This window comes from Bradyrhizobium huanghuaihaiense, from assembly GCF_007830635.1.
GTDB classification, from domain to species: Bacteria; Pseudomonadota; Alphaproteobacteria; order Rhizobiales; family Xanthobacteraceae; genus Bradyrhizobium; species Bradyrhizobium huanghuaihaiense.
In genome coordinates this window covers 51,227-69,095 of sequence record NZ_VLLA01000021.1, presented here as the reverse complement: position 1 = coordinate 69,095, position 17,869 = coordinate 51,227, and the positions used below count along the sequence as shown (strand labels likewise).

The 17,869-nt window shown below is 64.4% G+C and carries 16 protein-coding genes; 8 read left to right on the top strand and 8 right to left on the bottom strand.

Annotation, left to right across the window (positions count from 1 at the left end; translation table 11 throughout):
• Positions 1–129 precede the first annotated feature (129 nt).
• Entirely contained in the window at positions 130–741 is a 612-nt protein-coding gene (locus IQ16_RS32580; protein ID WP_018643223.1) for an acetyltransferase, read from the top strand.
• Here IQ16_RS32580 and neuB read toward each other — a convergent pair.
• The 6 genes from neuB to IQ16_RS32550 form a co-directional block, all read right to left on the bottom strand.
• On the bottom strand, positions 738–1,808 hold the full coding sequence (neuB, locus tag IQ16_RS32575; protein WP_018643224.1) for an N-acetylneuraminate synthase: 1,071 nt from the start codon (positions 1,806–1,808) through the stop codon (positions 738–740). The genes IQ16_RS32580 and neuB overlap by 4 nt on opposite strands.
• The gene (gene neuC, locus IQ16_RS32570) at positions 1,805–2,983 is read right to left on the bottom strand and encodes a UDP-N-acetylglucosamine 2-epimerase (RefSeq protein WP_018643225.1); all 1,179 of its coding nucleotides are present in this window, start codon (positions 2,981–2,983) and stop codon (positions 1,805–1,807) included. Before neuC ends, neuB begins: the two co-directional genes overlap by 4 nt.
• Positions 2,976–4,190, bottom strand: coding sequence for a LegC family aminotransferase (locus IQ16_RS32565; RefSeq protein WP_018643226.1), 1,215 nt, complete (start codon positions 4,188–4,190; stop codon positions 2,976–2,978). Before IQ16_RS32565 ends, neuC begins: the two co-directional genes overlap by 8 nt.
• The gene (locus tag IQ16_RS32560; RefSeq protein ID WP_018643227.1) at positions 4,183–5,202 is read right to left on the bottom strand and encodes an NAD-dependent 4,6-dehydratase LegB; all 1,020 of its coding nucleotides are present in this window, start codon (positions 5,200–5,202) and stop codon (positions 4,183–4,185) included. Before IQ16_RS32560 ends, IQ16_RS32565 begins: the two co-directional genes overlap by 8 nt.
• A gap of 134 nt (positions 5,203–5,336) precedes the next feature.
• Entirely contained in the window at positions 5,337–6,539 is a 1,203-nt protein-coding gene (locus tag IQ16_RS32555; protein ID WP_018643228.1) for an HAD-IIIA family hydrolase, read from the bottom strand.
• 124 nt (positions 6,540–6,663) lie between these two features.
• Entirely contained in the window at positions 6,664–8,757 is a 2,094-nt protein-coding gene (locus tag IQ16_RS32550; RefSeq protein ID WP_244635958.1) for a hypothetical protein, read from the bottom strand.
• Positions 8,758–8,952: 195 nt separating this feature from the next.
• Here IQ16_RS32550 and IQ16_RS46730 point away from each other — a divergent pair, with 195 nt between their 5' ends.
• The 3 genes from IQ16_RS46730 to IQ16_RS32540 all read left to right on the top strand — a co-directional run bounded on the left by IQ16_RS46730 (position 8,953) and on the right by IQ16_RS32540 (position 11,147).
• Positions 8,953–9,213 carry a hypothetical protein gene (locus tag IQ16_RS46730; protein WP_244635956.1) on the top strand — a complete coding sequence of 87 codons (261 nt, stop codon included), beginning with the start codon at positions 8,953–8,955 and terminating at the stop codon, positions 9,211–9,213.
• A 258-nt stretch (positions 9,214–9,471) separates the two neighbouring features.
• Positions 9,472–10,212 (top strand): hypothetical protein, encoded by a 741-nt coding sequence (locus tag IQ16_RS32545; RefSeq protein ID WP_018643230.1) that lies wholly within the window; start codon positions 9,472–9,474, stop codon positions 10,210–10,212.
• Positions 10,213–10,271: 59 nt separating this feature from the next.
• Complete coding sequence (locus IQ16_RS32540) at positions 10,272–11,147, top strand: hypothetical protein (RefSeq protein ID WP_018643231.1); 876 nt, start codon at positions 10,272–10,274, stop codon at positions 11,145–11,147.
• An 88-nt stretch (positions 11,148–11,235) separates the two neighbouring features.
• Here IQ16_RS32540 and IQ16_RS32535 read toward each other — a convergent pair whose 3' ends face one another.
• On the bottom strand, positions 11,236–12,174 hold the full coding sequence (locus tag IQ16_RS32535; protein ID WP_035666528.1) for a glycosyltransferase family 2 protein: 939 nt from the start codon (positions 12,172–12,174) through the stop codon (positions 11,236–11,238).
• Positions 12,175–12,409: 235 nt separating this feature from the next.
• On the opposite strand from IQ16_RS32535, the gene rfbF reads away from it, so the two are divergent.
• Genes rfbF through IQ16_RS32515 form a run of 4 tightly spaced genes read left to right on the top strand, consistent with a single transcriptional unit; the run spans position 12,410 to position 16,469 of the window.
• The gene (gene rfbF, locus IQ16_RS32530; protein ID WP_026312034.1) at positions 12,410–13,180 is read left to right on the top strand and encodes a glucose-1-phosphate cytidylyltransferase; all 771 of its coding nucleotides are present in this window, start codon (positions 12,410–12,412) and stop codon (positions 13,178–13,180) included.
• Positions 13,177–14,238 (top strand): CDP-glucose 4,6-dehydratase, encoded by a 1,062-nt coding sequence (gene rfbG / locus IQ16_RS32525; protein ID WP_018643234.1) that lies wholly within the window; start codon positions 13,177–13,179, stop codon positions 14,236–14,238. Before rfbF ends, rfbG begins: the two co-directional genes overlap by 4 nt.
• Positions 14,239–14,263: 25 nt before the next feature.
• Positions 14,264–15,505 (top strand): class I SAM-dependent methyltransferase, encoded by a 1,242-nt coding sequence (locus tag IQ16_RS32520; RefSeq protein ID WP_244635954.1) that lies wholly within the window; start codon positions 14,264–14,266, stop codon positions 15,503–15,505.
• Entirely contained in the window at positions 15,498–16,469 is a 972-nt protein-coding gene (locus IQ16_RS32515; protein WP_018643236.1) for a Gfo/Idh/MocA family oxidoreductase, read from the top strand. The genes IQ16_RS32520 and IQ16_RS32515 overlap by 8 nt, the downstream gene beginning before the upstream one ends.
• Here IQ16_RS32515 and IQ16_RS32510 read toward each other — a convergent pair.
• A complete protein-coding gene (locus IQ16_RS32510) occupies positions 16,458–17,819 on the bottom strand; it encodes a hypothetical protein (protein ID WP_018643237.1) in 1,362 nt (453 codons plus the stop codon). The two genes, IQ16_RS32515 and IQ16_RS32510, sit on opposite strands and share 12 nt — an antisense overlap.
• Positions 17,820–17,869: the final 50 nt, after the last annotated feature.

The following is a 17,869-nucleotide window of genomic DNA, read 5'->3' as shown; positions in this document are numbered from 1 at the left end:
GGAGGCGGCGTCAACCCCGCCAGGGGATCCCGCGTTGTCCTTGTTAAATCTCGCGTTTTCAGGCCCGGTCCGGCGGTTTGAAGTGCCGCGCCCCCGTCGCTAAGATCGGTGCGGCTCGAGGGAATCGCGATGGACGATCTGATCATCATTGGCGGCGGCGAACATGCCTTCATGGTCTATGAGGCCGCGCTGCTGTCGGGCCAGTTCAACGTCGTCGGTTTCCTCGATCGCCAGCCGGGAACGCTGGGGGACGCGCGCTACCTCGGAACCGATGATGTTGCGCCGAACTATCCGGATGCCGCCTTCGTGGTCGGGATCGGAACGATGCAGGCGGGGCCCGCGCGCCGCCAGATGATCGGCCGGCTGCAGCTCAAGCGCTGGGCGTCGGTGATTCATCCGCGCGCGTTCGTCTCGCCGTCGGCGACGATCGGGGCTGGCAGCGTCATCATGCCGGGCGCGATCGTCAATGCGCGAAGCATGATCGGCCATCACTGCATCATCAATTCGGCCGCAGTCGTCGAGCACGACGTGCGCGTCGGGCACTACACGCATCTTTCTCCGGGAACGGTGGTCGGCGGCGGCGCAGAGATCGGCGACAACTGCTTTGTCGGTCTCGGCAGCCGCGTCCGCGATCACATCTCCATCGGCAACGATACGCTGGTGGCGATGGGCTCGGTCGTCACGGGCTCATGGCCGCCCGGGTCCGTGCTGCGCGGGGTTCCCGCAAAGCCTCGCCGCTAAACCGGATCGTCGGGTTCGAGCGCCCGCGGCGCCGCGGTTCCGATCAGGGACCAATACTCGATCGGCGGCCGCCCCGCGCCCGGCCGCTTGGCGGTGATGTCGGCCGGGCCGATGATCTCGCCGGCCTTCAGCGCGCGTGCCGCCACGATGCTCTTGCGCGCCACCGGCACGTTCCTGACCTCGGACTCCTTCGGCGTCTTCACGCCATCGCCGAGCGCAGCCTCGACGTTGCGAATGGCGCTGACCATCCGCTTGAAATCATCAGGCTCGAGCGAGGCCGCGTGATCAGGACCGGGCGCATTGCGATCCAACGTCAGGTGCTTCTCGATGATGGTTGCGCCGAGCGCAACCGCTGCGACCGAAATCTCGAAACCGTCGGTGTGATCGGAGTAGCCGACGGGAAGCTGGAACGCGGATCGCATCGTCGCCATCGCGGCGAGGTTCACATCCGTGATGGGGCAGGGATATTCGGTCGTGCAATGCAGCAGGCTGACGTGCCGCGCCAGCGCGGCGCGCGCCGCCGGATCGCGCCATGCCGCGCGGAACGAGGCGATGCCGGCGGGATCGTTGCGCTGCGCGTAGCCATGGGCCAATACGCCGAGCGCTTCCTCGACCTCGCTGAGCGTCGCCATGCCCGTCGACAGGATCAGCGTCGCGCCAGCCTTTGCTGCCGCGTGCAGCAACGGGGCATTGGTGAGATCGCCCGATCCGATCTTGATGCGCGGCAGCTTCAGCGACAGCAGGAAGCCGAGGGAGGCGTCATCGAACGGCGTCGACAGGAATTCGATGCCGCGTTCGGCGGCGCGCGTGATCAGTGTGTGGTGAGCGGCCTGCGGCAGCTCCAGCCGCTCCAGCATGGCGAGCTGGCTCTCGGCGGCGTCCGTGGTGCGCTGCTGATAGTCGGCCTTCTTCGCCGCTCCGCCCGCCAGCGCCTTCGCATTGAAGGTCTGGAACTTGACGATGTCGGCACCGGCGTCGGCTGCCGCATCGACCAGGGCCAGTGCCTTGTCCAGGCTGCCGTCGTGATTGACGCCGGCTTCGGCGATGATCAGCGTGTGCGTCGTCATGGCCGCGCCCCGCTTGCCGGAAGTTCGTGGAAGCTTTTCTTCAGGAGCTGGCCGAAATCCGGAATGCCGGCAATGATGTCGGCAAATCGCCGGCTGGAAGCGCCGTCGCCATAGGGATTGACGGTGTCCTTGCGGCCACGCTGAAGCGCTTGCGCGATCGCCGCACCGATCGCACCGCGTTCGGACGCGGCGTGGAACACCGAAGCCGCGCGCTCGCGTCCCTTCTGGCGGTCGCCGACATCAACCGTGGGAACGCCGAACGACGGCGCTTCGAGAATGCCGCTCGAGGAGTTGCCGATCACGACGTCCACCTGGCTCATCAGGCTGAGATAGCGGAGCTGCCCGAGCGAGGCGACCGCGATGGTGTTCGGCCGGCTCGCCGCGAACGCCTTGGTCCGCTCGTTCAGCGCGCGTCCCTCGGCATCGGCATTGGCCAGCGTGAAGATGAGGCGGAAGGCGGGATCGAGCGTCGACAGCGCCGCGAACAGCTCGTCGAGCTCAGCCATCGAGCGGCCGGCCTCGATCGTGACCGGGTGGAACGTCACGAGCGCATTGTGCTGGCCGAGCGGCAGGCCGATCGCGCGGCCGATACTGTCGCGGTCCATCAGGTCGAGATGCCTGATGGCGTCGATTCCGACCGAACCGATGGTATGAATGCGGGATGGATCCTCGCCGAGCTGGACCAGCCGCTGTGCCGATCCCGCATTGCTGGCAAAATGCAGGTGCGACATCTTGCTGATCGCGTGGCGGATGGATTCGTCGACCGCGCCTTCGGTGACGTCGCCGCCGAACAGATGCGCCATCGGCAGCCGCATGAACATCGCGGCCTGTGCGGCCGCGAACATCTCGAAGCGGTCCCCGAGCAGGACAACGAGATCGGGTTGCAGCCGTGCGAAGGCGTCGGCAAATCCGATCACGCCGAGCCCGACCGATTTCGCGACGCCCGCGCCGGTGTCGCTGGCGAGCAGCGTTTCGACGCGCTCGTCGACCTCGAAGCCCTCGTCGATGATGGTGTTGAAGGTGTAGCCGAACTCCGGTGCGAGATGCATGCCGGTCGCGATGAGCTGGAGCGTCAGGCCTGATGTCTCGCGGATCGCGCGCATCGGCCAGATCAGCAGTCCGAAATCGGCCCGGCTGCCGGTGACGAAGCAGATCTTTCGCGCGCCGCTATTCATCGCGTGCCCTGATGCTGGCGCTGCTCGGCAAGTTGATCAGGCGGCGCTCGATCGATTCGGCGGTGGTTAGATCGCCGCGGGGGCTCTGCGCGAACATCGGCAGGCGGTGCATCAGGGTCCAGGCCGGGCGTGCGCCGAAGCCGGCTTCGTTCAGCGCCGTGAGCACGTCGTCGCGCCGCTCGGCGTAGGCTTCGTCGAGCAGGATCGCGTTCAGCCAGTAATTGCTCGTGGTGCCGTCGGGCTCGCGGGAGAAGCGCACGCCGGGCACATCCGCAAAGACGCGGTCGTAGGCCGCCGCGAGGCGGCGCTTGCTCGCCAGGAAACCGTCGAGCTGCTCGAGCTGGGCGCAGCCCAGCGCGGCGTTCAGATTGGGCAGGCGGTAGTTGAAGCCGATCTCGTCGTGCACGAAGGCCCATTTGTGCGGCAGCTTCGCGGTGGTGGTGAGATGCTTGGCGCGGCGTCCGAGCTCCTCGTCATTGGTGAGGATGGCGCCGCCGCCCCCGGTGGTGACGATCTTGTTGCCGTTGAAGCTCAGCGCCGCGAGCCGCGCCTGCGATCCGACGGCGTGGCCTTTGTAGGTCGAGCCCAGCGATTCCGCGGCATCCTCCACCAGCGCGATGCCCCAGTCACGCGCGATCGCGGCGATCTCGTCGAGCTCGACGGGATGCCCGAACGTGTGCATCGGTGAGATCGCGGCGATGCGGCGTCCGGTCTCGCGATTGACGGCGCCCCTGGGCGTGCGCTCCGCAATCGCCTCGAGCCGTGCGGCGAGGGCGCGCGGGTCCATGCCGAGCGTCGTGAGCGAGCTGTCGATGAAATGCGGCACCGCCCCGCAATAGGCGATTGCATTGGTGGTCGCGATGAAGGTCAGCGCCGGCGACATCACCTCCTCGCCGGGCTCGACGCCGGCGAGGCGGAAGCAGGCGTGCAGCGCCGCCGTGCCGTTGACGACGGCGACCGCGCGCCTTGCGCCCGTCACCTCTTCCAGCATGCGCTCGAAGCGGTCGACGAACGGGCCGACCGAGGAGACGAAGGTGCTCTTGATGCACTCTTCGAGATAGGAGACTTCGTTGCCTGCAAATACCGGCTCATGCAGGCCGAGGATGCCGTTGGGCGTGCCCGCGGCGCGCCGGACGGCATCGACCACGGCCTTCGGATCGAATGTGAGCGCTTTGGTCGCGGCCGTTCCCACAATTGCCTCAGACATTGTAGACGTCCGCCTTGTAACGGCTGAGATTGGCGGGATTGGTGAACCAGTTCACCGTCTTCACGATGCCCTGGCGCATGCCGTCGATGCCGCCGAATTCCGGGCTCCAGCCGAGCTGCTGGCGTGCCTTGGAATTGTCGGCCCAGAGCCGCTCGACCTCGCTGTTGGCCGGACGCAGGCGCGCCTCGTCGGTCTCGATCTCGATCTTCACGCCCATCACATCGGCGATCATCTCGACGGTCGCGCCGACCGAGATCTCGAAGCCACTGCCGAGATTGATGGTCTGGCCGACGCATTGTTCGGCCGGCGCGGTGAGGCCTGCGATCAGGCCGCGCGCGGTATCGGTGACGAAGGAGAAGTCGCGCGTCGGACTGACCGCGCCGAGACGGATCCTGCGCTTGCCGGTCGCGATCTGGCTGATGATGGTCGGGATCACCGCGCGTGCCGACTGCCGCGGTCCATAGGTGTTGAACGGCCTGATGACGACGACCGGCATGTCGAACGAGGCCTGGAACGACAGCGCCATCTGGTCGGAGGCGATCTTCGAGGCCGAGTAGGGCGATTGGCCGACCAGCGGATGGTTCTCCTTGATCGGCACGATCTGCGCCGTGCCGTAGACCTCGCTGGTCGAGGTCTGCACGAAGCGCCGCACGCCGGCCATGCGCGCCGCCTGGAGCACGTTGACGGTGCCGCGCACATTGGTCTCGACATAGGAATCGGGCGCGACATAGGAGAAGGGGATCGCGATCAGCGCCGCCAAATGCAGCACGTCGGTGCAGCCGCTGGCGGCTGCGATCATGAAATGCGGATCGCGGATGTCGCCGGCGACCACCTCCACGGACTTCATGATGTCGGCGGGAACAGTATCCAGCCAGCCCCAGGAATTGAAGGAGTTGTAGTAGACGACCGCCTTGACGCGGGCTCCGGCTTTCACCAGCTCCTCGACGACATGCGAACCGATGAAGCCGTCGCTGCCGGTAACGAGGACGCGGGCGTCCCTCAGATCTGCCATGCCGGACCCCAAAAGGCGATTAAGCCAGTATTCGCAACAAGATGGCCGCTATAGCACACTGGCCGTCGCGCGCAACAGAGCAGCACCCGAAAGCTGCCAAATGCCCGGGGATGCAGCAGTTTTTGTAAGGCCGCCTAAGCCTTGCCGGCCGGGTTCAGGCGCGCTCTCACGAACGCCTCGAGATTGCCGCCCTCGAACAGATGGCCGGGGAGGCCGGCAGCCCGCGCGGCCTCGATGTCGCTCGGCTTGTCGCCGATCACCATGCTGCGCGTCATGTCGACCGGAAAGCGCTGCGCGAGGTCGGTGATCATGCCCGGCGCCGGCTTGCGGCGGTCGCTCGTGCGGCAATAGCGCGCGACGGTTCCGTCGGGATGATCCGGGCAATATTCGAAGGCGTCGATATGCGCGCCGACCTCTGCCATCTGGTCCGCCATCCAGCGGTGCAGGGTAACGATGTGATGCTCTTCGTAATAGCCGCGCGCGACGCCGGATTGATTGGTGATGACGAAGGCGAAATAGCCGGCGTCGTTGACCGCCTTCACCGCCTCGCGCGCCCCCTCGATCCATTCGAGCTTGTGCGTCTCGAACGTGTAGCCGGAATCGTGGTTGAGCACGCCGTCGCGATCGAAGAACACGGCGGGACGCCGCAGCTTCTCGCGCAGCTCGCGATCGGCGCGCGCGAAATCATCGGGGATGCCGATGTCGATGAAATAGCCGCGATAGGCCGTGCCGCGCAGCTCGCCGCGCGAAACGAGACCGGGAAACACGTCCTGCTCGAGCGAAGCGGGCAGCTTCGCGATATCAGCGAGAACGGACTTGTCGACGACGTAGATGCCGGCATTGACCGGGCCTGTGGCGCCTGCGCCCGGAGCGATGAAATCGCGGACCACGTCGCCGTCGAGGGCGACGCGCCCGTAGCGATCCCCGATCACGCCGTCGCGCAGCGCCATGTGAACGCGCCCGTCCTGCGCGCGCGCGATCAGATCCAGCAGGTTGAAGTCGAACAGAGAGTCGCCGTTGAGCAGCAGGAAGCGGTCGTGCAGCAAGTCGCGCGCATGCACGAGCGCACCGCCGGTGCCGAGCGGCTCGGACTCGCGCGACACGATGATTCGCGTGGATCCCCTCGCGGCCTCGGCGTAGTGCGTCTCGACGATCTCCGCCTTGTGGCCGGCAAGCAGGACGATTTCATCGAACATGCCATAGCGGACGAGTTCGTCGATGAGCGTGTCGAGGAACGGCCGCCCGCCGATGTCGAGCATCGGCTTCGGAACCAGCCTGGTGCGCTCGCCAAGCCGGGTGCCAAGCCCGCCGACGAGGATAACGGCCTGTCTCAGCATAGCGTGGGGAGTTTGCGACATCGATCGAGCTGTCGGTGAGAGGCGAGTGTCATTTCCACGTCCATAGCGCGCCACCGATCTGCGCGCCAGATGCGCTTTGGTTCGTGACGGAGAATGCCTGAGGTCAGCGCTCGCACGGGATGCGAACGATGGCAGTCTGGTTGTTTGCAAACAGCGCCTGGAACGGCCCGGCGCGAAGCGACTTGATGAGCCCGGGATCCAGCGGCTCCGTCGGCGGAAAATAGGAGAGCCGTTGACCGGCGCCGAGATCGATCCATCCGATCGCACGGGGATTGATCACGGCGACGAGCTGCCAGGTGTCCTGGCCGCTTCCCAGCACACTCTGGATCAGCTCTCGATCCGTCTCTTCCGTCGCTTTGGGCGTTTTCGGCGGTGCCGCCTCGGGCTCGTCCGTCTCCGGCGTTTTCGGGGGACGGACAGGTCGCAAAATTCCAGACAGAGCGTCGGCCCGGTACATCTGAAAAGACGTCTCCTGGTTGATCTCCTGCAGGACCGGCCGGATGGAGGCGCAGGCATCGGCCAGCCGCCGCGCTCCGTCGTCCCGTTCGACGATCGCGGAAAGCACGGCGCGCACCGGCCTGGCGGTAGCCTCGTTGACGGTATCCAGATTCGAGAACGTGTAGGCCGCGGGGGCGCCGGTCAGGGCCTGGATCATGCCGAGCGTGTAGGGATCGGATAGCAGGATGCCTTTCCTGAGGTTGCCATGCAGCCAGCGTGCGGCGTCGAGATCGCTGGCATTGTAGTGCGTGATGGCGGTGGCACCGCCCGGAAGGGGCCCGTAGCTGTAACTCTTGGACATGCCGGCGATGCCGGCGCGGTCGAGGCCGATGCCCAAGCCCATGATGGTCGCGAGCGCGCCGACATGAATCCATCTCGAGCGGATGAGCGCCATCGGCACGAGCGCCACGAGGAGAACCGCTCCCGCGATCTCGGCCGGCCGCAGGAAATCCTGGTACCGCGCGGCGGGCAGGTCGGGCCGCCAGGTGAAGGCATAGACCGCCAGTGCGAGGCCGGCGGCGAGCAGAGTAACCGTGATTGCCGCAGTCGCCCGCCGCCGGAAGGACGCGGGAGAGGGATCGACCAGTAACTGGCAGAACGCTTCGGTTGCCGTGACCGTGAGCAGAACCAGGACGATCATGGTGGTGCGGTACAGGAACGGAAAGCCTGACAGCACGGCGACGGCAAGGCTGCATCCGATCGTCCACGACCACAGCAATTTCGACATGCGTTCGGTTTGGACAGGGGTGGCAGCCGTGCCCAAGGGAGTGCTCGCGCGATCGATCCACCACCAGGCCATCGCCATCGCGATGCAGACGGCAAACAGCGGGCCTATGGCCCGGCCCAGTTCGATCACTGCGACCTGCGGGCCGGTGCCAAGGAACAGCTCTTCGCCACTCTCGATCGTCTTGCCCAGCACCAGTCCCGTGATGTGAGAAAATACCACATTGGCGTTCGCCGACGGCAGGTAGCCGAGCCGCATCGCCACGATCGTGGCGACGATTCCGCATACGATCAGCGGCAGCACGACGGACAGGGCGCGGAGAATCCGGAGGCTCTTCGCCGGCCGGCGTGACATCTCGCGCAAGATGAGCAGGTAGCTCAGCCAGGCTGCGAGGACAGTCGGGATGAACAGGTACGATCCACGGTGTGCCAGCAGCAACATCGCGGGCCATCCGCAACCCACGAAAAGGATGCTCTCGCGCGGATGGCCCTTGCCCAGTATCCTGAGCAGGAGCAGCCCGACCGTCAGCAGCACCAGCACCAGCGCGTTGTTGTTGAGCATGAAGGCGGTGAGGAGCGAGGTCGCCGCACTCAGGGTCAGCAACGCGACTGAGCCCGCCGGAATTTCCTCTTTCGCATCCCGCCCGGCATTGGCGAACAGGACACCCAGGAAGACTACGCTGCCGGCCAGCGCAAGGCTGCCATTCGTCAGCAGCCCGACGCCGTTGCCTGCCGCCGCGAACAAAAAGGTGATCCATCTCCGGATCGGTTCCGCATAGAGGCCTTCGGCGAACGCGTAGAAGGCCAGAAGAAAGCACAGGATCGAGACGAAGCGGTAGGTCCAGCCGAAATACAGGAGATCGAGGCCGAGCGCGCCCGACAACACGCCGGCCAATGCCGAGCGAAGGTCGACGTACGATTGCGACGCGTAGGGGTTGATGACACCGCTGTCGGCATATTCCTGCGCCGTCTTCATCCAGTGAACGTCAGCGCCGATATCGGAGTAGGGGAATTGCGAAAATGCACCGAACGTCCACCACCACGTCGCGAGCGCGATCGGGAGCGATAACAGGCACCAGAGCAGGATATTTCCGGCATCGCCGGTGCGCGGGCTCCAGGCCGGCCAGGTCCATGCCAGTCCGAAGGCGGACAGCGCAACCATGATCGCCAGATGAAGCCAGATGTCGTCAATCAGAACGGAGCAGAACCCGAGAAGAATGCCCACGGCGGAAGCGCCGATCGCATATCCCAGCACCACGAACTGGAGCTTCGTCAGTCGGCTCCTCTTGATCAACTCCAGCGGGACGATCGCCAGAATGGAAAGGCCGATGCCGAGCTGAATCAGGACGAATACGAAGGTCAAGAGCAACGTATTTATCCACATCGCAACATCCCTATCGTTCTTCCACCTGGGCCACGCCTACGCATGTGACCGGCTGGCCCAAACGCGGCGAATGGCTGCCAGTCATTTCGAGGGTGCCGCGTCATGCCAATCGAGGGTGCCGCGTCATGCCAAGTTTTCCGAAGGCGCGGTGCAGCTCCGTTCATAGTTGATTCCAAGTACGGCTGAGCGTAAACATCCTTGGAATTGTGCAGGATTTTTAGCATGCGGGCGAGAATATCTGGGCGCAATCTTCGCTATCCGTCGGCCAATCCGGCCTGATCGTCGCTTCCCGCCGAGTTTCGTCGCATGCCCGGTGAATTGCAGATTGGTGAGGCCGTCGCAAGGGGCTATCCGCCCGCGGTGCTCTACCTGCGCAATGATGACACCGTCACGACGGAAGTCTGCGCATTCAACTACTTCTCGGTCTTCATGAAGGATCATCCGGACGTGGATGCCCACGTCTGGTTGTTCGACGGGGCGGGCAAGCAGGCTGGATATTTCCACAGGGAACTCGGAGTTAACGGGCAATTGCAGTTGCAGACATCCGAGCTCTGTCCGCGCGTTTCGGGAACGGTGGCGATGGCGCTGGTGCCGAAACATGAGGCCAAGCTACGTCCCGGACGAAAGGTGACCACCGGCTATTACGCACAATATTTTTCGCAGCACGGCGCAATCACGTTGTCGCATGAGCGCGAGCCTGTCGCCCCATCGCCGTTTCCGACCACCGCCTGGATGCAGTCCTATCTTACGCGGTTCCTGAAGGAGTCCGGTGCGGTGCTCGTGAACTCCTGCATGGCACCTCAGGGCGTTTCGGTGGGGACGGCCCGGCTCATGGCTCTGGACGGCACCGCCTTGGGCGAGCGGGTCCTTCCGGAAATCGCGCCGATGGGTGCGGTCCGCATCAGCACGCTGGACCTGTTCCCCGAGGCCGAAAGGTTGGTGGGTACGGCCGAGGGGTTTGCGCTCGAGTTCAAGGGCACCAACATCGCCAGCCCGTTCAGCTATTATGAATTTGCCAACGGCAAGTTCAGCTTGCATCATTTCTAGAGGCCCCGCCCGTGACACGTTTCTCGTCCCGTCCCTGGAAGCCTCACGAGCCCAGATTCATGTTCCCGACCTTTGCGGGCATCGAGTCGCGCATGGGCTTCTCGATTCCCGCCTGGTACCGTCCGATCGACGTCCGTTATCTCCGCAGCCTCGTCGCCGGCAGCCTGCGCAAGAACTTTCGCGAAACGGTCAAGGATCTTGTTCCCGAGCTGGCCAGCCTCGTCGCCTCGGGTTTCAGCAAGAAGCTCAGATTCAAGCTGCACATCCTGTCGCGGCAGGGTGACTACCGGGCGACCTACGAGTTCCCGGAAAACTATGCGCCGGGCGCCACCGTCGAGATCGAGCTGTCGCGCCTCTTCGCGTCGCTCAAGCTGCCTCAGGACGATTATCTGGTCATCGCGGTGATGTCGCGCGGGCGCATGGACGGATTTCGTTCCTCGCCTGCAAGCTATTCCATGACCTATGTGGATCAGGACAACGTCGCGATCTATCGCACCGGCGCGTTTGCCCGGCCGCTGAACGAGGGCAGGCTCAAGGCGCATGTCGGGTTCACCGGGATCAATCCGAAGGTCATCGCGACCGATGATATCGTCAGCAGCCTGATGCTGATCAATCATTCTTCTGATCCCGAATATGCTCATGCCGCGCGGCCGACGTCGAGGCTGATCCGGGAGGATGGCGAGGAGCTCGAAGCGGATTTCGGCGAGATCCCGCCGCTCGGGGCACGCGAGATGTCCGTCGTGGATATGTTCGGCGGTCGCGTGTTCGACTTCCTCAAGCCGTTCGGCGGTCGCGGCAGCACGGTCACCACCTGCACCGGGGTCACGCTCGCGAGCCTGCATTTGCAGCGCACGAACGATAACCGGCGGACGCTACTGGGCATCGAGCACTCGCGCCCGGCTCACATGAATCTCGCCGGCATTTTGCAGCACTGATTTGGAAGTCGATCGACCGAGGGTAGGTCGATGACCGGGGCTGACCGACGGGCCCTGAAGGCCCGGTCGTCGCCAGACGTCAGGTCGGTCAGAAATTGATCCGCTCGCGCTCGACCACGATCGGGCGTCGCCGGACCTGGTTGTAGATCGCGACGATATATTCGCCGAGCACGCCGAGGAAAAACAGCTGCACGCCACCGAAGAAGAACAGGCCGATGATGATCGTGGGGATGCCGTGCGGACCGATGTCGAAGCCGGCTATCTTGAGCAGGAACACGACGAACGCATAGGCGAAGCTCAGCGACGAGATGATCAGTCCGAAGAAGAACGCGGTACGTAGCGGCACGGTCGAGAAGCTGATGGCGCCGAGCAGCCCCTGGTCGATCAGGCTCGACAGCCGGTTGCGGGAGATGCCGTGCTTGCGCGCCAGCCAGGTGTAGGGCACGCCGATCGAGCGAAAGCCGCATTCGAACGGCATCATTCGCATGAAGGGCTGGACGTCTTCGAATTGCTTCATGGCGTCGAGCACCTTGCGGTCGACGAGCTGGTAGTCGCCGACGTCGGCCGGATAGTCGACATAGGACATCCGGCTGATCATCTTGTAGTAGAGATGCCGCGCGGTCCGGCTCATGAGAGGCTCTTCGCGCCTGGCCCGGATGCCGAACACGATCTCGTAGCCTTGCTCCCAGTGCTTGACGAAAGTCGGGATCAGCGACGGCGGGTCCTGCAGATCCGCGGGCATGAACAGCACGGTGGCATCGCCTGTCGAGGCCAGCACGCCGTTGTAGGTATTCCTCAGCACGCCGAAGTTCCGGGCGTTCACGATGACCTTCACGGAGGGATCCTCGGCTGCGATCTCCTTGAGAATCTCCACGGTCCGGTCGGTCGAGGCGTTGTCGCAGAAGATGTGCTCGCGCTCGTAATCCGGCAGCTCACGGTCGAAGATGTCCTTGACCGCCGCGTAGCATTCCCGGATTCCCGCCTCCTCGTTGTAGCAGGGCGTCACAAGGCTGATCTTCTTCCGCATCAATCCTCCAGGACGTCCGTCGAGCGGGATTACTCCCCCGTGGGGGAAGCGGCAGCCGGCGGCCGCCCGAGGGGACTGGCACGCCGGTGGTGGGGTTGCCATCCTTCAATCGTTTCTTTAGCAGGTAAGTCGGCAACTTCAACCGTTCCGGGAACGGGGCGAGGGCGGTTGGATCTTGTTGACAAGACTGGACTAATCGTTCTGATGTGACGTTTTCTGCTGGACGGGTATGAGCATGAAGGCCGTGATTCTGGCAGGTGGGTTCGGGACTCGCATCACCGAAGAGAGCCACATCAAGCCGAAACCCATGATCGAGATCGGCGGCAAGCCGATCCTGTGGCACATCATGAAGATCTTCTCGTCGCACGGGATCGACGAATTCATCATCTGCTGTGGCTACAAGTCCTACGTCATCAAGGAATACTTCGCGAACTACTTCCTCCACATGGCGGACGTCACCTTCGACCTCGCCAACAATGCGATGGAAGTGCACAACAAGTTCGCCGAGCACTGGAAGGTGACGTTGGTCGACACCGGCCTCAACACCATGACCGGCGGCCGCCTCAAGCGCATCAGGGATTATGTCGGCAACGAGACGTTTTGCATGACCTACGGCGACGGGCTCGCGGACGTCGACATCGGCGCGCTGCGGGAGTTTCATCGTGCTCACGGGCGTCATGCGACTGTCACTGCGATCCAGCCGCCGGCGCGTTTCGGCGCGCTCGATATCGGCGACGACGTGGTCCGGCATTTCGAGGAGAAGCCGCGCGGCGACGGTCGCTGGATCAACGGCGGCTTCTTCGTGCTGGAGCCCGCGATCTTCGACTATCTCGGCGACGACGCCACCATCTGGGAGCAGGAGCCGCTGAAGCGTCTGTCGCAGGACGGGCAGCTCGCGGCCTACCGTCATACCGGCTTCTGGGAAGCGATGGACACCCTGCGCGACAAGCTTCATCTGGAGCAGCTCTGGGAGAGCGGGCAGGCCCCCTGGAAGCGATGGCAATGAACCCTGGCTTCTGGAACGGCAAGCGCGTCCTCGTTACCGGCCATACCGGCTTCAAGGGCGGCTGGATGGTGGCGTGGCTGCGCCATCTCGGCGCCGAGGTCGCGGGTCTCGCGCTGCCGCCGTCGACGACGCCCAACCTGTTCGACCTGGCGCAGACCGCGCAGGACATCGCGTCGGTCTTCGCCGATATCCGCGATCCGGCCGCGGTCAAGGCGGTGTTCGACCGATTCCAGCCCGAGATCGTGTTTCACATGGCCGCCCAGGCGATCGTGCGGGCATCCTATGACGATCCGGTCGGCACCTATGCAACCAACGTCATGGGCACCGTGCATGTCTTCGAGGCGGTGCGGACTTCCGGCGTGCGCGTGGTGGTCAACGTCACCAGCGACAAATGCTACGACAACAAGGAGTGGGTCTGGGGCTACCGCGAGACCGATCCGCTCGGCGGCAAGGATCCTTATTCCAGCAGCAAGGCCTGCGCGGAGCTGGTCACGGCGGCGTATCGGTCGTCGTTCTTCAGCGGAAGTCGCCGGATCGGCTTCGCCAGCGCCCGCGCCGGCAACGTGATCGGTGGCGGCGACTGGGCGCAGGATCGTCTCATTCCCGATGTGATCGCCGCGATTCGCAATGGACAACCGGTGCCGGTCCGCAATCCCGATGCGGTGCGGCCCTGGCAGCACGTGCTCGAGCCGCTGTCGGGCTACATTCTGCTCGCCGAACATCTGTGGCGCGATCCGGCTGCCTTCTCCAGCGAATGGAATTTCGGTCCGGACGCAGATAGCGTGCGCACGGTGCGCTGGCTGGTCGATCGCCTCGCACTGCTGTGGAGTGTTCCGCCGCAGCAGATGCCGCAGCCCGGAGAGCATCCGCACGAGGCGCGGCTGCTGTCACTGGACAGTTCCAAGGCGCGGGCTCATCTCGGCTGGGCGCCGCGTTGGGGCCTCGATCGCGCCGCCTCCGCCGTGGTGGAGTGGTACAAGGCGTTCGAGCAGGGCGCTGCGGTCAAGCCGGTGATGGTTGACCAGATCGACGCTTTCATGAACACAAGGCGGGACTAGCCGCCCTTCAAATCGGATCAATATGATGGCCACCACGTCGACGAGACCGCTTACCGAGATCAAGAGTTGCGAGGTCTGCGGCAGCGACAAGCTCGTGCCGGTGCTCGATCTCGGCCTGCATCCCCTGTGCGACGACCTGGTGGCGGTCGGCGATTCGCGTGTATGCCGCGAATATCCGATTCAGATCGATTTCTGCCCGACTTGCGCCACCGGCCATCAGCGCTTCCAGGTTCCGAAAGAGGACCTTTTCCCCAAGGACTATCACTATCGCTCTCGCTTCACCGCCGACGTGCTCTCGGGGATGAAGGGGCTCGTGGCGACCTGCGCGGAGCGGATGGGACCGTTGACCGGCAAGATCGCGCTCGACATCGGCTGCAACGACGGCAGCCTGCTGGATTTCTTCCGTGAGGCCGGCGCGACAACGGCCGGCATCGAGCCGACCGGCGCGGCGCAGGACGCCGCCGCCAAGGGCCATTTCGTGGTGCAGAACTATCTCAGCACCGAGACCGCGGCCGAGATCCGTCGCGCCGTCGGCACGCCCGACATCATCACCTTCACCAATGTTTTCGCGCATATCGAGGATCTGAACGGCGTGCTCGCGGCGCTGAAGGCGCTGCTCGGGCCCGAGACGGTGATCGTGATCGAGAACCACTATCTCGGCGCGGTGCTGGACCGGCATCAGTTCGACACCTTCTACCACGAGCATCCGCGCACCTATTCGTACAAATCGTTCAGCTTCATCGCGAGATCGCTCGGCCTCGACATCGTCAATGTCGAATTTCCCGCGCGCTATGGCGGCAATATCCGTGTCATTCTCGGACATGCGGCCAAGAGCGATACTGTCGCAGCCGAGATCGTCGCGCGCGAAAACAATTTCCAGGCCGAGTTCGCCCAGCTCGCGCGCGACGTCGAGCTCTGGAAGGCGCGCAAGGGCGAAGAGCTGAAGAAGATCATCGCGGCGCACGGTCCTGTCAGGGCCAAGGCGTTTCCGGGCCGCGCGGCGATCCTGGTCAAGTTGCTGGGGCTGACTGAAAAAGAGATCGTTGCGGTCCACGAGAAACCCGGCTCGATCAAGATCGGCCATTATGTGCCGGGCACGCGCATTCCGATCGTGTCCGACGACGAACTGTTCGCGCATGGCGATCAGGGCAAGCCGCTGCTCAATCTCGCCTGGCACATCTCGCGCGAGATCCGTCAGTATCTCCAGGACAACGGTTACAAAGGGCCGGTGATCGACGTGCTCGGCGCGGACGATTTCCATGCCTGAGGCGCCCGTTTTCACGATCCTCGGATCGGGTTTCGGGATGTATGGATATCTGCCTGCGCTGATCGAGTGCGGGAAAAGGGTGGCGCTGCCGGAGCGCTACCGCGCGGTGGTCGGCGGGCGAAGCGAGCTCGTCCAATATGCGCCCGAGGTGATCTGGTGTCCCGGCACCGAGGAGGCGTTGGCACAGGCGAGCGGTGCGGTGATTGCGCTTCGCCCTGCCGATCAGGCCGGCTGGATGGCGAGGCTGGCAGAAATGCCCGGTATCGGAGAGCTGATCCTGGAGAAGCCGGTCGCGCCCACGCCGCAGCTTGCGGCGCAGCTCATCGAGGCGTTCGAGAGCACCGGTAAGCGCTACCGCGTCGGCTACACCTTTCGTTTCATGCCGTGGGCGGAGCGGCTTCGCGCGGTGCTCGGCGAGCGAACCGATGGCCTTTCGCTGGACTGGAGCTTCATGGCGCATCACTACCGCGCCAATCTCGCGAACTGGAAGCGGTTCGACGCCAGTGGCGGCGGTGCTCTCCGCTTCTACGGCATCCATCTGATCGCGCTTCTTGCAGAGCTCGGTTACGACGACGTCTCGTCGTCGGCGGTTGGCGGACCGTCGGACGCTGAGACGTCGTCATGGGAGGCCGTGTTCACAGCCAAGGCCCTGCCGCCATTCACGCTGCGCGTCGACAGCCGCGCGCCACAGACCTGGTTCAGAATCACCGCGGATCCGCGCGTTACGCTCGTGGACCAGTCCGATCCCTTCGCGTCGGTCGAGCCAGCCTCGATCGACGTTCGCGATCCCAAGGTCGCCCGCGATCCCAGGGGCGCTCGCGATCCCAGGGTCGACGTGCTGTCACGGTTGTGTCGCTCGCTCAGCGAGCTCGACGCGGGCCATGCGCAGCGTCAACGTGACATCATCGCGCTGTGGATGCGAGTAGAGCAGGCGTCCCGGCGAGTCTCCGCGTCATTGACGTGATGGTGGCGCCAGCGATAGCGCGTGCTCGCGGGCGGTGGCCCAGACGTCCGGCGGCAAAGTGGGGTTGAACGGTTTCTCGTTTGCGCGATACACGCGCTCGATCACGTCTCCCGAAGCCCAGTTGATCTGGCGCAGCATCAGGCCGGCCTGCAGCGACCAGGCGACCCAGACGCAGGCGATCAGCGCGGTCGGCCGTGGGCGGCCGGGCAAGAAGCTCGCAAGCTCGTTGACCGCGATCGCCAGCAAGAAAGCATAGGCGAAGGCGGGCAGGGCAAGATGCCGGTCTCGCGCATAGGAATAGGAGAGGAGCGGCCCTCCGATCGCGATCGCTGCGATGACGACGACGACGAGCGTATGGCGCTGTGGCCGGCCCCTGAGCGCAACAAGGCCTGCCACGATGAGCGCGGTCGAGAGGGTCTCCACGATGATCTGGTAGTGCGGGCGATCGAAGATGACGCCCCACTGGGTGATGCGGAATGCGAGCGCGCCCAACTGTGCCAATACGTTGTAGACGTAGAGCTTGTACACAGCATGGCCCGAGAATAACGTCAGACGTTCCTCCTTCGACAACATCTGGAAGAAATAGCCGACGGACTCATCGACCCCGGCGGTCCCCATGCCGGAGCCGAGCACGACGGCGCGCATGGCGAAATAAGCCAGCGTGATGCCGCCGAACACGATCGCCGCCCTGAGCGGCGCGGTGCGCAGGAAGTAGATGTAGAACGCGATCAAGAAGAGCCCGTTTTCCTTCGAGAGCAGCGCGATCGCATACGCCAGCCCGCACAGCGCGAGCTTTACCCTGTCGGTGTTGTCAGAGAGAACACTCAGCAGCGAGGCCGCAAAGCAGACGAGCACGAGGACGTGCGGCAATTCGCTGATCCATACTACCGATCCGGAAATGAACGGCGAGCCGATTGCGAACACGGTGATCAGCAGCACGCTTTCCGGGCGCAAGCCCAGTCGCCGCACCACCTGAAGGCTCAATCCCATCAGCAGCAGGAAGATGGCGAACTGCACATAGCGATACGGCGTCGGGTCGAGACCGAATAGCGCATACAGGCATTTCAGCAGGAATTCGGCGACCGGCCGGTAGAACGGACTCTGGAGCATCCAGGCGGGCGACAGTGGCAGGTCGAGGAAGCGGTCGTTACGCAGCTTGGCGAGCCAGATCAGATCGTCGGTCGCCTCGAACGGCTGCCGCAGCATGGTGTTGAGCAGCAGGCCGAGCCAGACCACGGTTCCGATCGCCATGACGACGATGAGCGTATTGGCGAGGCCCGCTGCCGCAAGTGGATGACCGTGGCGCCGCGCATCGGCCGTGATCAGCTCGTCACTCACTTTGTCGGTCATTTCAGGTCGCGTTGTCGGGCCAGGCGAGGCCGGCTTGGGATGGTGAGCCC

Coding starts and splice junctions, on each gene's coding strand:
- IQ16_RS32510 (WP_018643237.1), bottom strand. CDS start 17,819: ATGACCGACAAAGTGAGTGACGAGCTGATCACGGCCGATGCGCGGCGC.
- rfbG (WP_018643234.1), top strand. CDS start 13,177: ATGAACCCTGGCTTCTGGAACGGCAAGCGCGTCCTCGTTACCGGCCAT.
- IQ16_RS32560 (WP_018643227.1), bottom strand. CDS start 5,202: ATGGCAGATCTGAGGGACGCCCGCGTCCTCGTTACCGGCAGCGACGGC.
- IQ16_RS32565 (WP_018643226.1), bottom strand. CDS start 4,190: ATGTCTGAGGCAATTGTGGGAACGGCCGCGACCAAAGCGCTCACATTC.
- IQ16_RS32540 (WP_018643231.1), top strand. CDS start 10,272: ATGTTCCCGACCTTTGCGGGCATCGAGTCGCGCATGGGCTTCTCGATT.
- IQ16_RS32515 (WP_018643236.1), top strand. CDS start 15,498: ATGCCTGAGGCGCCCGTTTTCACGATCCTCGGATCGGGTTTCGGGATG.
- neuB (WP_018643224.1), bottom strand. CDS start 1,808: ATGACGACGCACACGCTGATCATCGCCGAAGCCGGCGTCAATCACGAC.
- IQ16_RS32535 (WP_035666528.1), bottom strand. CDS start 12,174: ATGCGGAAGAAGATCAGCCTTGTGACGCCCTGCTACAACGAGGAGGCG.
- IQ16_RS32580 (WP_018643223.1), top strand. CDS start 130: ATGGACGATCTGATCATCATTGGCGGCGGCGAACATGCCTTCATGGTC.
- rfbF (WP_026312034.1), top strand. CDS start 12,410: ATGAAGGCCGTGATTCTGGCAGGTGGGTTCGGGACTCGCATCACCGAA.
- IQ16_RS32550 (WP_244635958.1), bottom strand. CDS start 8,757: ATGAAGACGGCGCAGGAATATGCCGACAGCGGTGTCATCAACCCCTAC.
- IQ16_RS32520 (WP_244635954.1), top strand. CDS start 14,264: ATGGCCACCACGTCGACGAGACCGCTTACCGAGATCAAGAGTTGCGAG.
- IQ16_RS32545 (WP_018643230.1), top strand. CDS start 9,472: ATGCCCGGTGAATTGCAGATTGGTGAGGCCGTCGCAAGGGGCTATCCG.
- IQ16_RS32555 (WP_018643228.1), bottom strand. CDS start 6,539: ATGCTGAGACAGGCCGTTATCCTCGTCGGCGGGCTTGGCACCCGGCTT.
- IQ16_RS46730 (WP_244635956.1), top strand. CDS start 8,953: ATGAAGCCAGATGTCGTCAATCAGAACGGAGCAGAACCCGAGAAGAAT.
- neuC (WP_018643225.1), bottom strand. CDS start 2,983: ATGAATAGCGGCGCGCGAAAGATCTGCTTCGTCACCGGCAGCCGGGCC.